Here is a 20,881-nt window from a genome sequence, read left to right as displayed (position 1 = left end):
AAATTGCCCTTTCACTGGCGGGCTGGCATTCTAACGGCTAGAATGAAGTTCCCGCTGCGCGGCGGGCAAAACGAACACTATGTGCGGAATTGTTGGCTACATCGGCAAGCGGCAGGCCAGCCCGATCCTTTTGGATGGGCTGCGCAGGCTGGAATATCGCGGCTATGACTCAGCGGGCATTGCCCTTCTGAACGGCGGTGACACGGTCGAAATCATCAAGCGGGCGGGCCGCATTGATAACCTGCGGCAGGCCGTGGCGGAGATCGCCCCTCAAGGCTGCACAGGCATTTCCCACACGCGCTGGGCCACCCACGGCGCTCCCACCGATGAAAACGCCCACCCGCATCGCGACCAGGGCGGCAAGCTGGTGCTCGTCCACAATGGCGTCATTGAAAACTACCAGACGCTGCGTGATCAATTGCTCGCGCAAGGTGATACTTTTGAGTCGCAGACCGATACCGAAGTCCTGGCTCACATGGTGGGTCGCTACTTTGATGCCAGCGATGAAACCGATGGTCCTACCCGCCTGCGCACCGCCCTGAAACAGGCCTTGGCCAAGGTGAAAGGTACCTACGGCATCGCGGCCATGCATGCCGAGGTTCCTGGCGTCATCGTCGGTGCCCGCCTGGGCAGCCCGCTTGTCGTCGGCCTGGGCGATGGAGAGCACTATCTCGCCAGCGATGTCTCCGCCATCGTCGCCCACACACGCGACGTGGTGTATCTGAATGACCACGACATCGTGAGCCTCACGGAAGGGCGTTATGACGTCACCTCCATGGATGGCGGCACCGCGCAGGTGAAAGTCAGCCGGGTGGAATTCACCGCCGATGACGCTGAAAAAGGCGACTTCCCGCACTACATGCTCAAGGAAATCTTCGAGCAGCCGAACTCCCTCCGCAACGCCATGCGCGGTCGCCTTTCCCGCGATGACGGCATGGCCATCCTGGGTGGGCTGAACATGACTCCGCAAGAGCTACGTGGCATTGACCGCATCATCCTCAGCGGCTGCGGCACAGCCTTCCATGCCGCGATGGTTGGGGAATACGTCATCGAGACCCTCGCTCGTGTGCCTACGGAGGTGGAAATCGCCAGCGAATTCCGCTACCGCAACGTGCCGGCGGACAAGAACACCCTGCAGTTCGTCCTCAGCCAGAGCGGCGAGACCATTGATACCCTGGCCGCTATGCGTGAAGCGCGGCGCAAAGGCATCAAGTGCCTGGGCATCGTCAACAGCGTGGGCAGCACCATCGCCCGTGAAAGCGACGGCGGCTGTTACATCCATGCTGGCCCTGAGATCGGTGTGGCGGCGACGAAGACCTTTACTTCTCAGGTGATGATCATGACCCTTCTCGGCATGCTTTTTGGCCGCATCCATCACCTCTCCACCGCCGATGGCATGGAGATGATCGACGAGATGGAAGCCATCCCGGACAAGATCGCCAGCATTCTCACCCAGACGGACCGCATCAAGGCCATCGCCGAGAAACACGCGAACGCCGAAGGGATGCTCTTCATGGGCCGGCAGGCAAACTACCCCGTCGCCCTCGAAGGCGCGCTGAAGATGAAGGAGATCAGCTACATCTACGCCAGCGGTCACCCGAGTGCCGAGCTGAAGCACGGTGTCATCGCCCTGGTGAAGCCAGACATGCCCTCCATCTTCATCGCTCCGGATGATGCCGTGTTCGATAAGAACGTCAGCAACATCGAAGAAGTGCTGGCCCGCAAAGGCCCGGTCGTCTGCGTCACCACCGAAGGCCGCACCGAGCTGGAGCGCCTCACCGACGATGTGATCTACGTCCCGGACTGCCCGTCCTACCTCAGCCCGCTGCTCACCGTGATCCCGCTGCAGTTGCTCTCCTACTACACCGCCGTCGCTCGCGGTTGCGACGTGGACAAGCCGCGCAATCTGGCGAAGAGCGTGACGGTGGAGTAAAACCCCAACTGCCGAAATCTCAAAGCGTGGGTGTGGAAGGGTTCCGCGCCCACGCTTTTTTAGAGTGAGGGCACGTAGGTGATTCCACTCGTTCAGTTGAGTGGCACAGACGAGAAGATTCGAGCGGCCTCAATGATGCCGGATTTGCCCAGGCTTCGTTGAAACCCCCTTGGAATAGGCAAGCTTTGCCAAGCCAGTCGGTATGAGTTGCGCTCAGAGGTGCTAGTTTTACATGCGGATGTGATGTGGACAAAGGGGCAAATCTGGCGAAGAGCAGGTGAGTCGAATTATTTTGGTGTTGGAAAAAGAACAGGATTTTGAACAATCCGTTCCTTTCAGGCATCTTAACAAGTCCGACCAAACCCCCACCGTGATTCCATTTTCGAACGTGCTTGTCCTCAGCACGGCGCTTGCCGTCGTGCTCCCGGTCCACGTCTGGAGTCAGGAGCCAGTACCGCCGAATTCCATCGCCGCCAGTGCCGGGGAATTTGTGGCTCGGGTCATTTTCTGGACGGAGGACCAGACGCCGGCGGACTTTTTGGAGATGGCCGGGCAGCACACGAAGGCGCGTTGGCGCACCATGTACCGGCCGCAGCCGCCCTCACCCACGGCGGATCGGAACAAGGCCGCCTTTACCCTGGGCAGCCTGATCGGGGAAACGTTTCTCATCTGGGAGGCTGGAGATTCCCAGCAGTTCCGCAACAACAACCAGGACATCGTCACCTATTGCCGCATGCTGGGCCTGGGAGAAAAGATGAAACCCCGCCTCATGGCCCAGGCCAAAATGGCGGAGATGGATGAGTGGAAAGACCTCCGCCAGGAGATTGTGGACGGCCACCAGGAACTCCTGCGCCTGCTGCGCGAGCAGATGGACGACGACCTCGCCGTGCTGGTGGACATCGGGGCCTGGATGCGCTCTCTGGAGATCGTCTCCAAGCTGGTGGTGGAGATCCCGGATGTGGACAAGCGCCCGCTGTGCATCGGCTCCCCTGCCTTGCTGGCGGACCTGCGGCAAGATTTTGCGACCCTGGGTGAAACGACCCGCCGTTCTGCCCTGGTGCAGCCGGTGATCGGGGTGCTGACGGAGCTGGAAAAAGTCTGGAATGACAAGAACACCGGCCCGCCCACGCAGAGCATGGTGGCCCGCACGCATGATCAGCTCCGTGGCCTGATGGAAGAGCTGACGCTGAAGTAGAAGCCGCACGTGTGGCCTGCATTCAGGCGGATGCTTCTGATTGAGCAAGGACCAGGGTGGTGCCAGAATGGGTGCAAGTTCATCCAAGAGCCTGGCTTGGCCGTTTCCTCTTACATCATGTCCCCCGCCGATCGCATCGCCCACATTCGCCAGAGTTTTCCAGAGGAGGGCATGTTCCGCGACAAGGAGTGGGTACTTTCCCCTGAAGCCTTCGCGCTGGATGCCGCGACGGTGGCGCTGATCGAGAAACTGGGGCCTGCGTTGCGGGCCTTTCAGCGAGCCAGCAACCGGCTGTATTTTGAGAGCCTGGAAAAACCGGAAATCGCCTGGGTGGCCCAGTTGATGGACCAGGGCAAACCCGCCCACGTCATCGCCCTGGGGCGGGAGGCCCGGTGGCGGAATGATCTGCCCGGCGTGCTGCGGCCCGATCTGGTGCTGACGGAGGATGGTGTGTGCATCTCGGAGCTGGACTCCCTGCCGGGGGGCATCGGCCTCACCGGCTGGCTGAATGAAACCTATGCCGCCCTGGGCCAGCCCGTGCTCGGCGGTGGGGCAGGCATGGTGGAAGGGTTTGCCGCCGCATTTCCGAACGAGGACATCCTCATTTCCCGCGAGTCGGGTGATTACCAGCCGGAGATGGAGTGGCTGGTGGGCAAGCTCAACGAGCGCGGCGGCGGTTTCCCCCGCAGTGTGATGAATCCGTGGAACCTGACGCCGCGCGAGCTGGCGGGCTCCAGCGTGTACCGTTTCTTTGAGCTGTTCGATCTCGACAATGTGGACCTCGCCACGGAGATGCTGAAGATGGCGCAGGAGGGGGAGCTGCAGTTCACCCCGCCGCTGAAGGCCTTCCTGGAGGAAAAGCTGTGGCTGGTGCTGTTTTGGTCACCCCCGCTCCAGGACTATTGGCGGGAGACGCTGGGCCAGGCGGACTATGAACTGCTGCAGAAATGCATCCCCCAGGGGTGGGTGGTGGATCCCGCGCCGCTGCCGCCCTTTGCGGTGTATCCGGGGCTGAATATCCAGTCCTGGCAGGAGGCCAAAAAGTTCGGCGGCAAGCAGCGGGAACTGGTGCTGAAAATCAGCGGTTTTTCTGAGGTGGGCTGGGGCTCCCGCAGTGTGTCCATCGGCCATGACCTGTCGCAGGAGCAGTGGGCGACGGCACTGGATGAGGCGCTGGCCAGCTTTCCCACGAACCCCTTTGTGATGCAGCGCTTTCACCGTGCCCGGGTGGTGAATCACCCGGCCTGGAACGAGGAACGGCAGGAGACGGCGATGATGAAGTCTCGCGTGCGCCTCTGCCCCTACTACTTTGTGCCGCAGGGCACGGAGGAGACTCACCTGGGTGGGGTGCTGGCTACGGTGTGCCCGGCGGACAAGAAGATCCTCCATGGCATGCGGGATGCCATGATGCTGCCCTGCGTGGGCTGACGACTTTTCTGAAGCTGTTGTTTCCACTCTTCGCCGCTCAGGCGTAGCCTCAGGCTCCATGAACATTTACGAAACCCGCCGCCTGCTCGATGAATACCTGCTCTTTCACTACGGGGCCGCACAAGAGGTGCTGCCATGGGCGGACGGGCCGCAATCGGCGCTGGGCTTTGCCGTGCGCACGGTGACGGAGCTGGCGGATTTTTCCCGGCCGGTGGAGACGGCCCTGGATCTGGGCTGTGCGGTGGGCCGTTCCTCGTTCGAGTTGGCCAAACACGCCGCTTCCGTCCTGGGCATGGACTACAGCCACAGCTTTGTGGAAGCTTCTGCCCAGTTGATCCGGCAGGACCTGCCCTACCAGCGGCTGGATGAGGCCGCCGCCACCACCCCCCTGGTGGCCCAGGTGCCGGCGGATTGCCCGCGCGACCGTGTCCGTTTTGAGCAGGGCGATGCCATGCACCTGCGGGCGGACCTGGGCAGTTTCGACCTCGTCCATGCGGCCAATCTGCTGTGCCGCCTCACGGATCCCGCACTGCTCATCGCCCGCCTGCCCGAACTGGTGAAACCGGGCGGCCAGCTTTTGCTGACGACCCCCTGCACCTGGCTGGAGGAGTTCACCCCTCGGGGCCAGTGGCCCAAAGGGTCCACCCGCGACTGGCTGAAGCGGGAACTGGCTGCGCACTTCGATCTCGCGGAGGAAAAGGACCTGCCTTTCCTGATTCGCGAGCACGCTCGCAAGTACCAGTGGAGCGTGGCCCTGGGCACCCGCTGGATCCGCAAGGTGGCCTGAGGCGGTTTTTGGCCTCCCTGGCCGGGGAAAGCCGTCTAAGCGCTTGGCAAGAGGCCGGTTCGCACAGACAATGGCGGCTGCCAATGCCACTCCGCGACACGCTGCTCAATCTCGCCATCACTGCGGTGCTGGTGCTGATGGTCGTGCTGGGAGGCATCCTGCTGAAGGAAAGCCGGCCGGCACCGCCGCCTGCTGTGCCGGTGAAGGTGGCGGGCATGCCTGGCGAAACCCTGCCCGATGAAGGCGGCGGAGCCAAGGGCGTGGCAGACAAATTTCTGGTCTTTCCCCGGGCCGTCCTGGTGGAAAGCCGCGCCAATGAGGCGGATACGCTGCGCATCCGCATCGGCAATGACGAGCACATCTTTGTCCTGTATTTTGTGGATGCGCTGGAGGCCAGCATGAACCATCCGCAGCGGGTGGCGGAGCAGGCCCGTTATTTTGGCCGGACGAATGAAAAGGTCATCATCTCCACCGGGATGGAGGCGGCAGCCTATGTGGCGGAACTGCTGAAAACGCGGCCCTTTGAGGTCATCACCCGCTGGGAACGTGTGCCCAATACCCTGCGTTACTACGCGCTGATCCGCTTTCTGCGGGAGGACGGCCAGCCCGTGTACCTCATTGATCTGCTGTTGCGCAAAGGTTATGCGCGGCTGGATGGGGTGGATACGGAGCTGCCGGGAGATTCGCGGGATCTGCCCACTTATCTGGCGGAGCTGATGGCCCTCTCCCGCAAGGCCCGGGAAGAAAAGCAGGGTGTCTGGGCCAAGGTGGCTTTTTAATAAGCCGGGCCTTCGAGATTACTGCGGGGTGTCCACGCCTTCAGTCATTTTGCCCTGCTTCAGGCGCGTGCGCAGTTTGGACCAGAAGTCCTCGTCATCGGCAGAGGGGCCGGATTCCGGCAGATTGGGGCGGGTGGTAGGCAGCGTGGGCACCTTCACGGTGTCTTCACCATCGCTGCGGGCATCGGCCAGGGAGCGGCCATAAGGGGCGAAGAGGCCCATCGGCACCGGGTACTTTTGAAAGCTGGTGGGCAGCACGCGGTGCTTGTTGATGAAGTCCGTGGGGCTGTAGTAATTGGTGTTGTCGCGGGCAAACTGGCTGCGGTTCATGCCGATGCGCAGGTTCTTCCGCATCTCGAAGTGCAGGTGTACGAGGTACATGCCGTTGTTGCCACCCATGGTGCCTATAAGCTGGCCCTTTTCCACGGTCTGCCCCACTTTCACCAGCCGCTGCTGGAGGTGGGCAGAGAGGCTGTCCACCATGGCGATCTTGCCCGTTTCATCGCGGTAGGGATGGCGGATAATGATGCAGTTGCCCCAGCCGACACCGACATTTTCCGAGATGATGACCACGCCGCGACCGGAGGCATAAATGGGCGCGCCGAGGTCGCTGTCGCCGCCGCCTTTGCCGTTCCAGTCCTCGCCCAGGTGGCCATTGGGCCAGTAGCCGCGGGATTTGTAGTAGTTGTCGCCGTTGGGTTTGCCCACGGGGAAGTCAAAACCGTCGGCAAGCTGGCAGCGCACCACGCCATCGGCCTGGAGCAGGCCGGAAAACAGAAGCAGGCCCAGGAAAACAAACAGCCCAGCACACCATGAGACACGGCGTGATGGGCTGGAGTGAAATGCTGAGCCGCCGTTTTTCATGGGGCGGTCAAAGACCAGGTTGTGCTCGAGAATGACGAGCTGGGATTAAGGGTTGGGGGCAGCCGGGGCTGCAGGCGCTGGAGCGGCCGGGGCTGCTGGGACGGGAGCAGCAGGGGCCGGGGCGGCAGGCTTAGGGGCCTCCACCGCTGGGGTGGTGGCGGCGGCGGGTGTAGGGGCAGCCGGGGCTGCGGCTTCACCTGGCTCTTTCATGATCGGTTTGGCAGGTTCAGGGGCCTTGGGGGCTTCCGTGGCTGGCTTCGGTGCGGCTGGGGCCGTGGCGGCAGGTGCTGCCGGAGTCGTGGCCGCAGCCGGGGTGGCTGGGGTCACTTCCACTTTCGGGGCTTCAGCAGGGGTCACAGCAGCCGGGGCGGCGGCAGGTGGCGGGGCATCAAAGATGCGGGCGTTGGCCTTCTGGGACTGTTTGCGGGTGACCAGCAGGGCCAGGCTCAGCGTCAGGACAAAGAGGGCCACGGCGAGGTACACCGTGAACTTTTGCAGGACGTTGGTCGTCTGCGCGCCAGCGATCTGGGACATCATGCCGTCACCGAAGGAAGCGCCCAGGCCTTCCTGTTTCGGACGCTGCATGAGGACGATGAGAATGAGGAGGAGGCAAACGAGTACCTCCACCACGGTAAGGGTGCCAATCAAAATGTCGACCATAAGGGGGCGCGAATATGAGGGATGTCCGCCTTTTGGCAAGCGCGTTCTGGCGGGGAGCTTTTTAAGGTGCTCTCAGAGTCTTGCGGGGAGGGGTCGAAAATGTTTCAAAAGGAGGCTCGGTGACCAGCCCGGAGGCAAGTTATTCACAATGCGTTGGCTTTGAAGGGCTTCTCTACTTTTTGCGAAGATTCTCATAAATGGACATCCCGTTCGCGATTTTAACGCCCAAAAAATTTAATCGATGTGGAACGCTTGGCGCTGCGCTGTGAAACATGATCCAACCCCATTGGATGGCAAAATTGACTGGCTGGCCACAAGATGTAGTGCATAATCACCCCCGGCCCGCGCAACATCTGGTAGTTCGTTCGTTAGTCGATTAATCTCCCAATCCCTCTAAATTCAACCGTTCCGCTCATTTCAACCCGATTCTGACACCTCATGGATAAAATCTACAAAATTGGCAATCGTGAGTTTCCTCTGGACCAAGACAAGGCTGAAGAGGCCTTTGCCGCCAAGAAAGTGATCAATGGACGGCAGACGATGACCTTCAATCTTCTGCCCCTGAAATATCAGTGGGCCTATGATCTTTATCGCATCATGAAGGCCAACCACTGGGAGCCGGAAGACATCCAGATGCAGAAAGATGTGGAGCAGTGGCGCTCCCACGACGTCTCGGAAAACGAGCGCTGGATCATCATGATGGGCATCGGCTACTTCAGCGCCGCTGAAGGCATCGTCGGTGACAATGTGCAGCACGTCGTGCGCGAGCTCGTCACCGCGCCGGAGTTGAAACTGGTGTTAGGCCGCCACGCGCATGAGGAAAACATCCACGCGGATTCCCTCCTGTACATGATTTCCAGCCTGGGCATCAACCCGCATGAGTGCGAGGCCATGTTCGAGCAGATCCCCACGATCGTGAAGAAAAACGAGTTCGTGACCAAGCACTCGAACAACCTGCGTCGCGATCTGGACCTCACCAAGCTGGAGAACAAGCAGCTCCTGGCGAAAAACATCTTCGTCTTCGGCCAGTGCATGGAGGGCACCCAGTTCTACGGCCTCTTCGGCATGATCCTCAGCCTCTACCGCCAGAACAAGTTCCCCGGCATCGGCCAGATGTTCCGCTACACGCTGCGCGATGAGTCCAACCACATCGAAGTCTTCCGCAATCTGTTCATGGACCTCATCGAGGAAAACCCGGACATCTGGACCGCCGACTTCCGCCAGGACCTGGTGGAGACCATGCGCGAGGCCGTGGCCCTGGAAAAGGAATTCATCCGCGACTGCCTGCCCGTGAACGCCGTCGGCCTCAGCGCCGCCGAGTTCGAGCTCTACACCGACTTCATCGCCGACCGTCGCCTCGCCGGTTGCGGCCTGCCTGCCCTGAACCCGGGCGTCACCAATCCGCTGCCCTGGCTGGCGGAAATGATGGACGTGCGCAAGGAGCAGAACTTCTTCGAAGGCAAAGTCACGGACTACCAGAAGTCCTCCGCCCTCGCTGTCTGCGACGACGACGACCTGTAATCTTTTCTCCCTTTCCCGAAGGAACGGACGTTTTCGCTGGAGCCCTCCAGCGCGGATTTCTTATCCTCCAAAACGCCTCGCTGCTCCTAGTCAACCTCATCTCCCGCTCCCGCCATGATCCAGGACCTGCTCCACGAAGACAAAGCCCTCAAAAAAGTCGCCCACACCCCCAAAGACCAGAAACCGCGCTTCGAATGGAGCGCGCTGACGGTCGGCGGATCCGAGTCCTCCTCCGCCATCAAGGTGAAGGTGGGCGGGGACGAACGTGACTTCGACATGGGCGAAATCGCCGATACCGTGGGCAGCGCCCTGGCGGATCTCTTCATGGCCCGCCAGAAGGAGAGCGACATTTACAACGAGAAGAACCAGCAGCTCGTGCAGACCATCGCCCGCGCCGTGGCGGATGAGCTGCACCAGCGCACCGCCCAGATTGCCGAGGGAGCCGGCAGCGCCCTGAGCGGGAAGGACATCTATCACTGCATCGAGCGCGCCCTCGTCCGGCACAATGCCCATGACGTGGCCCGCAGTCTGGCGGAGCGCCGCAAACGTACGGAGTACGACAGCCTTGCCGACAACACCCTGCCCCAGCCGCTGATCGTGAGCACCAAAGTCATCCGCCGCAGCGGCCAGCTCGTCCCTTGGAACCATAACAAGATCGAGATCGCCGTGCGCAAAGCCTTCCTCTCCATGGAGATGGATTCCTCCCCCGCCGTGCAGGTGGCGGAGGCAGCCAGCCGCTTCGTCGCGGAAGAGGGCAAGCAGTTCATGCACATCGAAGACGTGCAGAACATCGTCGAGGAAGAGCTGATGAAGCAGGGCTTCTTCAAGGTGGCCCGCGCCTACATCCAGTACCGCGCCCTCCGCTCCAAAATGCGCGAGCATGACGAAGAAGTGGCCGAAAGCCTCAGCCAGGAGGACCACGATCAGCAGGCCCTCATCGTCGTCCGCGCCAGCCCCACGGAGACCTTCTTCTGGGATGGGCAGGACCTGAAAAAGCGCATCGATTTTGCCATGCTCGGCCTGGATCTCTGCCTCACCCGCAATGAGATCGAGATGGAGCTGCGCCGCTCCCTGAACTCCGACATCACGCTGGAGCACCTGAAGCAGACCGTCATCCTGAATGCGAAGACGCTCATGCAGAAGGACGCCGACTTTGCCCGCTTCGCCGCCCGCATCCGCCTCAGCTACATTTATGAAGAAGTCCTCGGCTGGGACATCGTCCGCGACGGCATCGAGGCCCTGCGCGACTTCCATCGCCGCGCCTTCCGCCGCAACCTCGCCCGTGGCGTGGAGATCGACCGCATCAGCCCTCGCCTGCTCGAGTTCGACCTCGACAAACTGGCCGAGGCCCTGGAGCCCACCGCCGACATGGACTTTGACTTCCTCGGCATCCAGACCCTCTACGACCGCTACCTCATCGTGGACAAAAAGGTGAAGCCCAGCAAGCGCCTGGAGGCTCCCCAGCTCTTCTGGATGCGCGTGGCCATGGGCCTCTGCATTCAGGAAAAGGAGAACCCGGAGGACAAGATCATCGCCCTGTACAAGCTGTACAAAGGCCGCCGCTTCTGCTCCAGCACACCCACCCTTTTCAACAGCGGCACCCTGCACAGCCAGCTCAGCTCCTGCTACCTCTACAAGGTGGACGACAGCATCGAGTCCATCATGATCCGTGGCATCGCGGAGAATGCCTTCCTTTCCAAGTGGGCCGGCGGTCTCGGCGGCTCCTGGACGAGCGTGCGCGGCACGGGCGGCTACATCAAAGGCACCAATGGCGAAAGCCAGGGCGTCATCCCCTTCCTGAAGCTGCACAACGACCAGCTCATCGCCGTGAACCAGGGCGGCAAGCGCCGTGGCTCTGGCTGCGCCTACCTGGAAGTGTGGCATAACGACATCGAGGACTTCCTCCAGCTCCGCGTGAACACCGGCGATGAACGCCGCCGTACGCATGACCTGAACACCGCGAACTGGATCCCCGACCTCTTCATGAAGCGCATGGAGACCCGTGGCACCTGGACGCTCTTCCGCGCCAATGAAGTGGCCGATCTGCATGAGCTCTACGGCAGCGCCTTTGAAAAACGCTACGCTGAGTACGAGGTCATGGCTAAGGCTGGCAAGATCTTCGGCCGCGAAGTTGAGGCCCTGGACCTGTGGAAGAAGATGCTCAAATCCATCTTCGAAACCGGCCACCCTTGGATCACCTTCAAGGACCCTTGCAATGTCCGCAGCCCGCAGGACCACGTCGGCGTCATCCACAGCAGCAACCTCTGCACCGAGATCACCCTGAACACCAGCGCGGATGAAACCGCCGTGTGCAACCTCGGCTCCGTCCTCATCGACAACCACCTCGACGACGCTGGCAACATCGACCACACCAAGCTGCGCGAGACCATCCGCACGGCGGTGCGCATGCTGGACAACGTCATCGACATCAACTTCTACCCCACCGTCGCCGCCAAGACCTCCAACGAGCGTCACCGCCCCATCGGGCTCGGCGTCATGGGCCTGCAGTACGCCCTCTACCGCAAAGGCATCCCCTTTGCGTCCAAGGAAGCCGTCGAATTCAACGACGAATTCATGGAAGCCGTCGCCTACTACGCCTATGAGGCCAGCAGCGACGTGGCTGCCGAAAAAGGCACCTACTCCACCTACAAAGGCAGCAAGTGGGATCGCGGCCTCCTCCCGCAGGATACCGTGGACCTCCTCGCCCAGGAGCGCGGCATGGAGATCGACGTCCCTCGCGGCGGCAAGATGGATTGGAGCGCCCTGCGCGCCAAGATCGCCAAGCACGGCATGCGCAACAGCAACGTCCTCGCCATCGCCCCGACGGCCACGATTTCAAACATCATGGGCTCCAGCCCGTGCATCGAGCCCCTCATGAGCAACATGCTCGTGAAGTCCAACCTCTCCGGCGACTTCATGCTGCTGAACCCCTACCTCATCCGCGACCTCAAAAAGCGCGGCCTGTGGACCCCTGAGGTGCAGAACAAGCTGAAGTACATGGACGGCGAAATCGAAGGCATCGAGGAAATCCCTGTGGACCTCAAGCGCCGCTACGCCACCGCCTTCAGCATTGACTGGAGCTGGCTCATCGATGCCGCCGCCCGCCGCCAGAAGTGGATTGATCAGTCCCAGTCCGTGAACCTCTTCTGCGGTGAGAGCGACATGCGCACCCTCTCCCACATGTATCGAGGAGCCTGGAAAAAAGGCCTCAAGACCACCTACTACCTCCGCACCCGCTCCGCCTCCAACATCGAAAAAGCCGATGTCGAAGTGAAGAAGGAAATGCGCGGCATCGTCGGCCAAGACCCCACCAAAGCCGCCGCTTACACGGAGGAGCAGATTCAAGCTTGTTCCATTGAGGCGATGCGGAACGGCGGGACTTGTGAGGCTTGTCAGTAGCATAGCTCATTTGAAGCAGGCCCCTCTCACCTACCACCGAGATGCCCGCCTCACCAGATCCCTCAGGCCGGTCTGACAAGTCCGATTTGTCAGACCGGTCCAACAAGAAACCCGCTCCCGACCCCAACAGCCCTCTTCTGCCCCACGGCGGTTACGAAAACCTCCGCAGCTATGTCGTAGCCGAAGCAGTCTATGACGCCACCGTCGTCTTCTGTAACCGCTTCATTGAAAAAAGCAGCCGCACCCACGACCAAATGATCCAGGCTGCCCGTAGCGGCGTGCGGAACATCTAGGAGGGCAGCGGTGCCGCCGCCACGTCTCGGAAGATGGAAATGAAGCTGACTAACGTCGCACGCGCCAGCCTGAACGACGAACTCGCCAGAGACTACAAAAGCTTCCTTCTTCAAACGGCCTCCGTCTCTGGCACAAAGACTCCCGCCAATGCCTCGCCATGCGCGAGCGCCTCAAGCACGACCTCTTCCCCAGCCTGCCAGCCGCTCCGAAAGGCAAAGTCATCCTCACCGGACTGGCCGGCCTCGCCGAGTTCGTCGCCAAAGCCGACCCCGAATTTGCCGCCAACGCCATGCTCTGCGCCATCAATCAGGCGACCTATCTTCTCAAACGCCAGCTTCAGAGTCAGGCAGAGAATTTCAAAGAAAACGGGGGATTTACCGAACGCCTCCACACCACCCGCATCCAGTCCCGGGCCGAACAATCCGGCACCCCTCTCTGCCCCCTCTGCAACCAACCCATGCGCCGCCGCACCGCAGGAAAAACCAGCCGCCAATTCTGGGGCTGCCCCGCCTACCCCAACTGCAAAGGCACCCAGGACATCGAAACTTAACCTCCCCTCATCCAACCTACCCACTCCCCCCGACAAGTCCGAAACGTCCGCCCCGTCAGACCAACCTCCGTGCTCTCTTGACCTCTCCGTGGTTTCGATAAGATTCCAGGAACACGGTAAAAACGCCTGCCTTAACCTCAGAGAACCAACGCCTTCTTTTGGACGCCCGTTTAAAAATAGCCCCACTTTTCCCGACTGAGGCCACTCAAAAGCACATTGTCGATGAACTTGGGGACCCTCAGGATCACGGTAAAGGAATGGGAGGCATGACCCTGCTGGCCTACCAGGATAAATCAATTCAGTTCAGTTTCTTGGACGAACGACTGTTCATGTTGTCCTTTTACTTTCGTTCATCTAATGAAGAAGCGAAGTGGCCTCCATGTTTAGACGCACTCCATAACTTTCACGGTAGGACCAGGCCATGTGAGGTGGAGGTTTGGCTGTCGCAAAGCGGCATCCCATGTCGCCTCATCTCAGTCGATGGCGGTGATGTCATCGAGGCACCTGTCGGAGTTCAGTTCTGTTTTGAGTCTGGTCACTTGACTTCGATCCATATCGCCTCGTAAGCGCTTTCCCAGTCTTTCTTGGGCGCGCCAATCCCCGTCAGCTCCTCCCAGCCCCAAAGGGGCGAGACAACCAAGCCCAGGGCATCGCCCTGGGTACCCAGGCCCCCCACCCCACGCTCAAGGAGCCCTAAAAGGGCGAGACACCCTGGCCCGCGTGAACCCCAGACTTGCCTCCTCCTGCCAGAGTCATTACAATCCCCAGCATGTCCGCCGCTGCCCTTCGCCAAGCCTTTTTTCAGTTGCCTGAATCAGAGCAGGCCGCTCTGCTGGACGACCTCATTGTCGGCTCCTGTGATGCTGCCTGGGAGGCACGCTTGGCCCCAGAGATGGAAGACCGCATTGATGCGGTGGAGCGCGGCGAGATGAACCTTCACGGGGCCCATGAAGTCCTGCATGAAATGCGCTCCCGTCTGCGTCCATGACCGTCCTTTTCACTGACGCCGCACGAACGGAGTCTCTGGAGGCGTTCGATTATGATCATGACCGCTCGGAGCAGGCCGCCAGTCGTTTCCTGGAATGCCTCGAAAAGGCCACCGACTGGCTTTCCCGTCATCCTACTACAGGTAGATTGCTGCGAGGTTCAGCGCCTGCCCAATCCGTAGTTGGGATGTCGTTTTTCATGCTTCACGACAGTAACCCGGACCCGGTCAGGCAAGATGCGGTACAAAACCAGGTAGGGGAAGCGGTGCAGCCGGATACGTCGTTTGACCTGGTTGCCCAAATAAAAAGGGAATCTGTGCGGATGCTCCAGAATGTCTTGGAAACGGGCCGTCAGGTCTTCATAAAACCGATCCGCCAAACGTTCTCCGCCCTGCTCGTCATAATAAGCCAGGATCGCGTTGACGTCAGACTGCACGCCTGGATGGAAACTCAGCTTCATGCGGCCCTGCCGGGACGTTGAATGCCAGCGAGGAATTCTTCATAGGACAGCTCTTTGACCTGCCCAGATTCGATTTCAGCATCCCGACGCAGGGCCTCGGCCAGGATCTCATCTGGCTCCATGGCGTCATCCGGCAGACTGTCCAGCATTGACAGGGCAACCGTCGCGCGATCTGAACGGTCGAGTTCCAGCGCAGCCTGGATGATGTCGCTGACAGTGCTCATGCTGAATAATTTACCCGACTCGTCCTAGAAATCCAGATCTCTTTCAAGGGGGATAACAGGCCGCCGTCAGAAATCCGGCACGCTCATGCGGCGGCCTTGGCTTTGAGGCTGAGGTAAGTCAGTGGTTCCGCAAGATCGACGAGCCCTTCGGCCTCGCACCTCTCGGGGGCGGTGAGGCCTGTTTCAGTGTCCTGCTTGTCCAAAAGGTCCGTCAGGCGTTCATTGACCCCCGGAGGCAGCTTGAACCGTGTGAGATCCTCAGGCTTGCTCTCTCCTTCCTGGATCACTACCCTGTGATCAAGAATAACCCGAAGATATGCCCGCCCAAATATACCTCCTTGCATGGCTGCTTGTTGCCTCGCCTCAGCTTGGGCTTGCGGCGGACGTCAACGTGACGCCGCGCCTCGCCCATGTCATTTGCCACAATGGCAAGCCGGGTTCCAGCGGTCACTGCCGAATGGGTTTGGGAACGAGCGGTAAGTTGACCTGCGGAATCGTGGGCAAGGTCTCCGAGATCACCTGGAAATTTGTGGGGCAGCGCCAGGGCAAGGACGTCTATAATTTTACTCGGCGTTTTCCGATTGAGTCAGAGAGCGTCGCCACACAAACCAAGCAGGTGGAGTTTGCAGGCGAACGCGTGGTCCTCTTTGAAGACAAAGATCAAGTCATCGCGGTTCAAAGCCCGAAACCCTGAATGAGACCATCCCATGAAAACCCTCGGATATATCATCGTCGTTCTCGCTTTCGTGTATCTCCTTTTGATGTTTTTCACACCTTTGGGATTCAAGATCTGAGACAACGAGAATGGCGTTTCAGGAAAGGCCGCCGCACTCATCTAAAAACGAACTCCTGGAGCACCCAAAACCCAGCATACGATTTTCATCGTGAAGTGTTTTCTTCCAGGGGATAACCTACCTCGACCAACTTGGGAGTCAGAGGGTTTCCATCCATGTTTACGACAGCGAACTGAAGAGTCTTTTGATCAAATTGAGGTTGAGGGTAATCTTTGTCAGCCGACCGGAAAGGATGGCGATGCCGATCAAAGCCATCAGCCAATATTTCAAAGAGCTAATTAGGATAAGTGTCTTTAGGTTTGGAAATTGCTTCAGCAAAAGTTTGGGAAACATCACCAAGAGCGTGTATCTAATTCGTTTGATGGCCATTTTATGCCAGGCTTCTGTCGATGGAAGGTAAAGTTTTTGTTCAAAACCGATTTTTTTAGCGAACTCAAAGTTCTGGTTCCTAATAGAGGTGATGAGTCGACTCTCAAATATAGAAATGAGTATAAGAAACAGAAGCAATAGAGATATATCCATGTTTAGTTAATTCTGCTTGGCGTAAGGATAAGGTACATCGCCATATTCATTGTCACAGATAACGATAAAATACCTGGGATGAATGGGCAACCACTGTTCGGCACGCCGTGCCCACACGGGACTGAGTGGGCGGCCTCATTTCTCGTTTCCATTCTGTCGCCTCTACCCGTGCGGAATGGAAACGAGGAGTGAATGAGGCCCCGATGCCTGAGGGAAAGTGCAGGCTCCTATTCTCGTTGTTGCATGCATTTCCTGGGGGTGTGAATGCAACAACGAGAACGGGAGGGCGTCTTTCGCGGATGTGACCGGGCCGCATTCCCGCCCGTTCGTTTCTCGTTTCCATTTCGTTTTCCTGACCCGTGAAAAATGGAAACGAGAAGTGGGGGAGGCGATGGGGCTTCCGTGGTCAGGATTCAGCCCCAGGGGAAAGGTGCCGTCTCGTTGTTGCATGCATTTCCAGGGGTGTTGCATGCAACAACGAGATGAGGAAAGCCCGCGAAAGGTAGCCCGCTCAGTCCCTTGAGCGGTGGGCAGCCTCGAAGCTCCTTGGTATGCACCTTTTCCAGGCTTACCGTGCCGATGGCACCCGGTGCGTGCGTCTTCATTCAGGCGCAGGTCTGCCACCTTTCGGCACGGCCATCCGCACAAGGGACTGTGCGGGCTACCTTTTGTCTGTGACTGTTCGACCTTGCTATCCGCTCAGGGACTGAGCGGGCTACCTTCTTGCGCGGGCTACCCTCTGGTGCGGGCGACCTCAATTCCTCGATTCCATTTCGTTTTCCTGACCCGTGAAAAATGGAATCGAGAAAATGAGGGGGTGGGTGGAGCATTTCACTGGCATCTCACGGGTGATGGTTTATGATGATAAATATCCATAAGCACTGATAGTGTTGTGCATCTGCCGCGAGGTGTCGTTAGGCGGCAAGACGGGAGAGGTGGGCCGTAAGGGGCATGAGGGGCTGGCTTTTGAAGACTGGGTGGAAGACCTGGAGGGGGGAGGTATTGTCCGCCCCTGGATCACAGGGGGTGGACCTGGAGCTGCCAGTGCCAGTGCCCAGGCAGGGCTGCCTGCGCCCCTCCAGGGCAAGGCTTGAAGAATGAGCTTCGGCTTCCTGGCCTGAATGTGGGCAAGAGTGGCCACACGCCCTTTTTGGGGCCACGCTGGCTCCAGCACGGGCGTGGTCCCAGGGGCCACGATCTGGAAAGGGGTGTTCCAGCCTGTGCCGATGACGTAGCCGCTGAGGTCGGTGATGGCCTTGGCGTGATCAAGGCCGCCTTTGAGGTGGCGCTTTTGGATGGGCGGGACTGAGGGGGCGTGGATGCTGCCGGTGACGATTCCGGTGGTGACCTGGAGTGCCAGCACCGGTGTGCGGGCGGTGGAACGGAAGATGCATGGGTGCGCCGTGGTGAAGCCGAGGGCCTTCATAAAACTGCCGCCCAGCTCGCCTCCGGCCTCGGTGAAGACCCTCTGGCTTTCTCCATTCCATTTTTCACGGGTCAGGAAAATGAAAGGGAATCGGGGAATCGAGGCCGCTCCGTGCTTGAAGGTAGCCCGCACAGTCCCTTGTGCGGATGGCCGTGCCGAAAGGTGGCAGACCTGCGCCTGAATGAAGACGCACGCACCGGGTGCCATCGGCATGGTGAGCCAGGAGAAGGGGATGATGCCAGGGGTTTCGCGGCTGCTGACCGCTCAGGGGACTGAGCGGGCTACCTTTCTGACCGCTGAGGGGGTCGTGCGGGCTACTTTTGGCATTCCTCGTCTCGTTGTTGCATTCACACCCCCTGGAAATGCATGCAACAACGAGATGGCACCTTTCCCCCTGGGGCTGAATGCTGATCACGGAAGTCTCATCACCCCTGCCGTTTTTCGTTTCCCATTTTCATGGGTCTAGGAAACGTGAGGTGAAACGAGAAATGAATGGCGAGAAGGAGGCCGGGGACCTCCCCCACAGGCGGCCTCTTGTTCTCGTTGTTGCATTCACACCCCCAGGAAATGCATGCAACAACGAGAATAGGAGCCTGCACTTTCCCTCAGGCATCGGTGCCTCATTCACTCCTCGTTTCCATTCCGCGCGGGTAGGGGTGGCGGAATGAAAACGAGAAACGAGGGGGTCCAGCAGAGGCTCCTAGATGAGGTGGGCGGAGGGATATGCGGAAGGATTCGATGCCAGTTGGCTTGCATTCGCGGTGAGATCCCGCAGGCTGGATCCATGCTGGGGCGAATCATAACTATGGGTGAAAACGGCCCTGTCAGGAACATTGACCTGCGGTTTGAAAGCGGCCGCGTGGAGAGTCCTATTTCGATGCCGCGTGGCGAGGTGGGGGCGCGGGAAGTCACGGGCTTTGAGTTGGTGGCCACCTCCCTGAGCCCGCTTCTGTGGGTGGGCTGTTTAGGGTCGCTGGTCATGATGGCGGTGGTCTGGAATGCCCCCTCCGTGCCAGCCATCGCAGGCCTAACGATGGTGGCCGGGGCCACCCTAGGGCTGCTGAAAAATAGGGTGCGGGTGCTCTACACCCTGAACCTCCTGACGGATCATCCACAAAGGCCCAAGATCTTCTTTTACCGCACTCTTTGCCAGTTGGACCTGATGCTGGTCTTGGACGCCGTGACCTGGGCCTTGGGAGATCATCCCAGGCACTGCAAAGGCTCCGGGTGGAAGCCGCAGGGGCTGCAAGAAGTGTCCCCAGTCGACAAAGCGTGAATCCGTGGAGCCGTGAGGGCATCAGGCTGAAAACAAGCTCTCACAGCTAAGGAGCCTGCCTCTGATCCCGAGTGCCTTCAGCCCTCGTTTCTCAGTTATGTCTGTGAAATGAGATATCAATCGACCCCGCAGCGGATGAAAACGAGAAACGAGGGGGTGGGAAAGGTCGTCGCCGTCCCAGAAAGGGGGCGGCATTTACCAAAGCCTAAAGGTAGGGCTTACATCGGCTTTTGACCGATATCGCTATGGACATGACCTATGTTTTGGCCATGCTTGTTGCCCCCCCTTTGGATTTCCCCCCTTCCATGTTTGCGCGTTTTTTCATTCTCTTGGGTGCTTCATGCACGGCTGGCTTTGGCTCGGTGACGCTGCAGCAGGCGGATTCGTTTTGGAAATTTGATGGCGCGGCGAGCGGTGCGGCCAGCAATGCGCAGATCGTGGATTTCACGGGCAATCACACGGCCAGCAATGCGACGCGGCTGTCCTGGAATACCTCGGTGCCAGCCACCAGCCCGGCGGGCGGTGCGCCGCAGGATACGCTGGGGCGGGCGCTGAGCTTTGACCCGTTCGTGACGGTGGTCGGGGCGGGTACGGCGGATGATACGACGGCGGCGGCGACCTTTCAGGTGGCGAACGGGACGGTCTCCGGCAACTTTTCGGTGCTGACCCGGGCGATGTGGGACGGGCCGGTGCTGGGCGCGGATGGCGTGACGCCGAACGATGTGCCGGGCAATTACTGGCTGATGAACAATGGGCTGGGCGGCAATGGCATCGGCTTCCTCTTTGGCCTCCTGGGCAATGCGGATGGGCAGACGGCGCGGCTGGCGTATTACACCAGTGCCGGCGGCAGCTTCACGGGCACCCGCACCTCCACCTCCACCCTGGCGATCACCAAGGGCGTGTGGTATGACATCGGCATGGTGGTGGACATGGGGGATGGCAATGCGGCCACGCCTGCGGACAATTCGGTGACCTTTTACCTCCATGGCCCCGGCGGCCTGCAGACGCAGACGGTGACGGGCATGTACATCAGCGATGCGACCACGACCGCGCCGAGCAGCACGCTGACGGTGGGCTCTGAATCTGGTGGTGTGGGGACGAGCAATCAGCGCAAGTCCTTCGATGGCAGCCTGGACTACCTGGCGATGTTCGATGAAAGCCTGACTCAGGCAGAGGTGCAGGCCATCTTTGCCGCGCCAGAGCCAGGCCGCGCCCTGCTGCTGGGCCTGGGCCTCGCCGGGATGCTGCTGCGCCGACGCCGGGCCTGAAAAGGTAGCCCGCTCAGTCCCTGAGCGGATGGCCGTGCCGAAAGGTGGCAGACCTACGCCTGACCGAAGACGTGCGCACAGGGTGCCATCAGTACGGTGAGCTGGAAAGGAGAGTGTGGGAGCGTCGAGGCTGCTGACCGCTCAGGGACTGAGCGGGCTACTTTTCTGACCGCTCAGGGACTGAGCGGGCTACCTTCCTGCGGGCCGGGGGGGGCGTTCATGTGGGAAATTGGATCTGCCCAAGATCACGTGCTGAATGCAGGACACGGAGCACCTGGATACCTTCTTAGGCAGGCCGGAAGTAAAAGCAGTATTTACCGAAAGGGTAGCTGCGGCAGTCCTTGAGCAATTCGGGGCGGGGCCGCCCGAGGGTCCTCCATCGCGCCAGGTGCTCAAGCTTTAAACGGAAGCGTTCCAGCAGCCGGTCGGCCTGCAGCGGGCTGTCTTCGGCGATGTAATGCCAGATTTCGTCGAGGTCGCGGTCAGCCTCGGGTGAAAAAAGGATTTTCGGCATG

General features: G+C 60.0%; 20 protein-coding genes. 13 read left to right on the top strand and 7 right to left on the bottom strand.

What is annotated here, in order from left to right:
• Nucleotides 1–79 precede the first annotated feature (79 nt).
• The 5 genes from glmS (at nt 80) to ABEB25_RS06250 (ending at nt 6,122) form a co-directional block, all read left to right on the top strand.
• Complete coding sequence (gene glmS, locus ABEB25_RS06270) at nt 80–1,933, top strand: glutamine--fructose-6-phosphate transaminase (isomerizing) (protein WP_345735529.1); 1,854 nt, start codon at nt 80–82, stop codon at nt 1,931–1,933.
• A gap of 370 nt (nt 1,934–2,303) precedes the next feature.
• Nucleotides 2,304–3,128, top strand: coding sequence for a hypothetical protein (locus tag ABEB25_RS06265; protein WP_345735528.1), 825 nt, complete (start codon nt 2,304–2,306; stop codon nt 3,126–3,128).
• A gap of 117 nt (nt 3,129–3,245) precedes the next feature.
• Nucleotides 3,246–4,556 carry a hypothetical protein gene (locus ABEB25_RS06260; protein ID WP_345735527.1) on the top strand — a complete coding sequence of 437 codons (1,311 nt, stop codon included), beginning with the start codon at nt 3,246–3,248 and terminating at the stop codon, nt 4,554–4,556.
• Nucleotides 4,557–4,614: 58 nt separating this feature from the next.
• A complete protein-coding gene (locus ABEB25_RS06255) occupies nt 4,615–5,343 on the top strand; it encodes a methyltransferase domain-containing protein (RefSeq protein ID WP_345735526.1) in 729 nt (242 codons plus the stop codon).
• 83 nt (nt 5,344–5,426) lie between these two features.
• Complete coding sequence (locus ABEB25_RS06250; protein ID WP_345735525.1) at nt 5,427–6,122, top strand: thermonuclease family protein; 696 nt, start codon at nt 5,427–5,429, stop codon at nt 6,120–6,122.
• A gap of 18 nt (nt 6,123–6,140) precedes the next feature.
• Here ABEB25_RS06250 and ABEB25_RS06245 read toward each other — a convergent pair whose 3' ends face one another.
• Both ABEB25_RS06245 and secG read right to left on the bottom strand, forming a co-directional pair.
• Nucleotides 6,141–6,986 carry a M23 family metallopeptidase gene (locus ABEB25_RS06245; protein ID WP_345735524.1) on the bottom strand — a complete coding sequence of 282 codons (846 nt, stop codon included), beginning with the start codon at nt 6,984–6,986 and terminating at the stop codon, nt 6,141–6,143.
• Between the two features lie 45 nt (nt 6,987–7,031).
• On the bottom strand, nt 7,032–7,646 hold the full coding sequence (gene secG, locus ABEB25_RS06240) for a preprotein translocase subunit SecG (protein WP_345735523.1): 615 nt from the start codon (nt 7,644–7,646) through the stop codon (nt 7,032–7,034).
• Nucleotides 7,647–8,084: 438 nt separating this feature from the next.
• On the opposite strand from secG, the gene ABEB25_RS06235 reads away from it, so the two are divergent.
• The 5 genes from ABEB25_RS06235 to ABEB25_RS06215 all read left to right on the top strand — a co-directional run bounded on the left by ABEB25_RS06235 (nt 8,085) and on the right by ABEB25_RS06215 (nt 14,398).
• On the top strand, nt 8,085–9,167 hold the full coding sequence (locus ABEB25_RS06235) for a ribonucleotide-diphosphate reductase subunit beta (protein WP_345735522.1): 1,083 nt from the start codon (nt 8,085–8,087) through the stop codon (nt 9,165–9,167).
• Between the two features lie 114 nt (nt 9,168–9,281).
• Nucleotides 9,282–12,566, top strand: coding sequence for a ribonucleoside-diphosphate reductase subunit alpha (locus ABEB25_RS06230; protein WP_345735521.1), 3,285 nt, complete (start codon nt 9,282–9,284; stop codon nt 12,564–12,566).
• A gap of 41 nt (nt 12,567–12,607) precedes the next feature.
• Nucleotides 12,608–12,859: a hypothetical protein gene (locus ABEB25_RS24465; RefSeq protein ID WP_425571979.1), complete on the top strand. Its 252-nt coding sequence runs from the start codon at nt 12,608–12,610 to the stop codon at nt 12,857–12,859.
• 158 nt (nt 12,860–13,017) lie between these two features.
• Nucleotides 13,018–13,410, top strand: coding sequence for a four helix bundle suffix domain-containing protein (locus tag ABEB25_RS06220; RefSeq protein ID WP_345735520.1), 393 nt, complete (start codon nt 13,018–13,020; stop codon nt 13,408–13,410).
• A 769-nt stretch (nt 13,411–14,179) separates the two neighbouring features.
• The gene (locus ABEB25_RS06215) at nt 14,180–14,398 is read left to right on the top strand and encodes a hypothetical protein (RefSeq protein WP_345735519.1); all 219 of its coding nucleotides are present in this window, start codon (nt 14,180–14,182) and stop codon (nt 14,396–14,398) included.
• Nucleotides 14,399–14,556: 158 nt separating this feature from the next.
• On the opposite strand, the gene ABEB25_RS06210 is transcribed toward ABEB25_RS06215, so the two are convergent.
• The 3 genes from ABEB25_RS06210 to ABEB25_RS06200 form a co-directional block, all read right to left on the bottom strand.
• Nucleotides 14,557–14,856 (bottom strand): type II toxin-antitoxin system RelE/ParE family toxin, encoded by a 300-nt coding sequence (locus ABEB25_RS06210; protein ID WP_345735518.1) that lies wholly within the window; start codon nt 14,854–14,856, stop codon nt 14,557–14,559.
• Nucleotides 14,853–15,080, bottom strand: coding sequence for a hypothetical protein (locus ABEB25_RS06205; protein WP_345735517.1), 228 nt, complete (start codon nt 15,078–15,080; stop codon nt 14,853–14,855). Before ABEB25_RS06205 ends, ABEB25_RS06210 begins: the two co-directional genes overlap by 4 nt.
• Before the next feature lie 83 nt (nt 15,081–15,163).
• Nucleotides 15,164–15,367, bottom strand: a complete 204-nt coding sequence (locus tag ABEB25_RS06200) for a hypothetical protein (RefSeq protein WP_345735516.1) — start codon at nt 15,365–15,367, stop codon at nt 15,164–15,166.
• 29 nt (nt 15,368–15,396) lie between these two features.
• Between ABEB25_RS06200 and ABEB25_RS06195 the strand changes: the two genes are divergently transcribed.
• A complete protein-coding gene (locus ABEB25_RS06195) occupies nt 15,397–15,774 on the top strand; it encodes a hypothetical protein (RefSeq protein ID WP_345735515.1) in 378 nt (125 codons plus the stop codon).
• 1,478 nt (nt 15,775–17,252) lie between these two features.
• On the opposite strand, the gene ABEB25_RS06190 is transcribed toward ABEB25_RS06195, so the two are convergent.
• Nucleotides 17,253–18,035, bottom strand: coding sequence for a hypothetical protein (locus ABEB25_RS06190; protein ID WP_345735514.1), 783 nt, complete (start codon nt 18,033–18,035; stop codon nt 17,253–17,255).
• A gap of 592 nt (nt 18,036–18,627) precedes the next feature.
• On the opposite strand from ABEB25_RS06190, the gene ABEB25_RS06185 reads away from it, so the two are divergent.
• Entirely contained in the window at nt 18,628–19,098 is a 471-nt protein-coding gene (locus tag ABEB25_RS06185; RefSeq protein ID WP_345735513.1) for a hypothetical protein, read from the top strand.
• 305 nt (nt 19,099–19,403) lie between these two features.
• The gene (locus ABEB25_RS06180; protein WP_345735512.1) at nt 19,404–20,366 is read left to right on the top strand and encodes a PEP-CTERM sorting domain-containing protein; all 963 of its coding nucleotides are present in this window, start codon (nt 19,404–19,406) and stop codon (nt 20,364–20,366) included.
• 286 nt (nt 20,367–20,652) lie between these two features.
• Here ABEB25_RS06180 and ABEB25_RS06175 read toward each other — a convergent pair whose 3' ends face one another.
• On the bottom strand, nt 20,653–20,880 hold the full coding sequence (locus tag ABEB25_RS06175) for a type II toxin-antitoxin system RelE/ParE family toxin (protein ID WP_345735511.1): 228 nt from the start codon (nt 20,878–20,880) through the stop codon (nt 20,653–20,655).
• Between the last annotated feature and the right edge of the window lies 1 nt (nt 20,881).

Origin of the sequence: Prosthecobacter algae (assembly GCF_039542385.1) — a bacterium.
In the GTDB taxonomy this organism is placed as follows: domain Bacteria; phylum Verrucomicrobiota; class Verrucomicrobiia; order Verrucomicrobiales; family Verrucomicrobiaceae; genus Prosthecobacter; species Prosthecobacter algae.
This window is presented reverse-complemented; position numbering and strand designations above follow the sequence as displayed.

Bases quoted from the DNA above. Each gene is read 5' to 3' on its own strand.
- ABEB25_RS06180 (WP_345735512.1), top strand. From the start codon at position 19,404: ATGTTTGCGCGTTTTTTCATTCTCTTGGGTGCTTCATGCACGGCTGGC.
- ABEB25_RS06235 (WP_345735522.1), top strand. From the start codon at position 8,085: ATGGATAAAATCTACAAAATTGGCAATCGTGAGTTTCCTCTGGACCAA.
- ABEB25_RS06185 (WP_345735513.1), top strand. From the start codon at position 18,628: ATGGGTGAAAACGGCCCTGTCAGGAACATTGACCTGCGGTTTGAAAGC.
- ABEB25_RS24465 (WP_425571979.1), top strand. From the start codon at position 12,608: ATGCCCGCCTCACCAGATCCCTCAGGCCGGTCTGACAAGTCCGATTTG.
- ABEB25_RS06255 (WP_345735526.1), top strand. From the start codon at position 4,615: ATGAACATTTACGAAACCCGCCGCCTGCTCGATGAATACCTGCTCTTT.
- ABEB25_RS06260 (WP_345735527.1), top strand. From the start codon at position 3,246: ATGTCCCCCGCCGATCGCATCGCCCACATTCGCCAGAGTTTTCCAGAG.
- ABEB25_RS06190 (WP_345735514.1), bottom strand. From the start codon at position 18,035: ATGCCGATGGCACCCGGTGCGTGCGTCTTCATTCAGGCGCAGGTCTGC.
- ABEB25_RS06215 (WP_345735519.1), top strand. From the start codon at position 14,180: ATGTCCGCCGCTGCCCTTCGCCAAGCCTTTTTTCAGTTGCCTGAATCA.
- secG (WP_345735523.1), bottom strand. From the start codon at position 7,646: ATGGTCGACATTTTGATTGGCACCCTTACCGTGGTGGAGGTACTCGTT.
- ABEB25_RS06205 (WP_345735517.1), bottom strand. From the start codon at position 15,080: ATGAGCACTGTCAGCGACATCATCCAGGCTGCGCTGGAACTCGACCGT.
- ABEB25_RS06175 (WP_345735511.1), bottom strand. From the start codon at position 20,880: ATGCCGAAAATCCTTTTTTCACCCGAGGCTGACCGCGACCTCGACGAA.
- ABEB25_RS06195 (WP_345735515.1), top strand. From the start codon at position 15,397: ATGCCCGCCCAAATATACCTCCTTGCATGGCTGCTTGTTGCCTCGCCT.
- glmS (WP_345735529.1), top strand. From the start codon at position 80: ATGTGCGGAATTGTTGGCTACATCGGCAAGCGGCAGGCCAGCCCGATC.
- ABEB25_RS06250 (WP_345735525.1), top strand. From the start codon at position 5,427: ATGCCACTCCGCGACACGCTGCTCAATCTCGCCATCACTGCGGTGCTG.
- ABEB25_RS06210 (WP_345735518.1), bottom strand. From the start codon at position 14,856: ATGAAGCTGAGTTTCCATCCAGGCGTGCAGTCTGACGTCAACGCGATC.
- ABEB25_RS06220 (WP_345735520.1), top strand. From the start codon at position 13,018: ATGCGCGAGCGCCTCAAGCACGACCTCTTCCCCAGCCTGCCAGCCGCT.
- ABEB25_RS06230 (WP_345735521.1), top strand. From the start codon at position 9,282: ATGATCCAGGACCTGCTCCACGAAGACAAAGCCCTCAAAAAAGTCGCC.
- ABEB25_RS06245 (WP_345735524.1), bottom strand. From the start codon at position 6,986: ATGAAAAACGGCGGCTCAGCATTTCACTCCAGCCCATCACGCCGTGTC.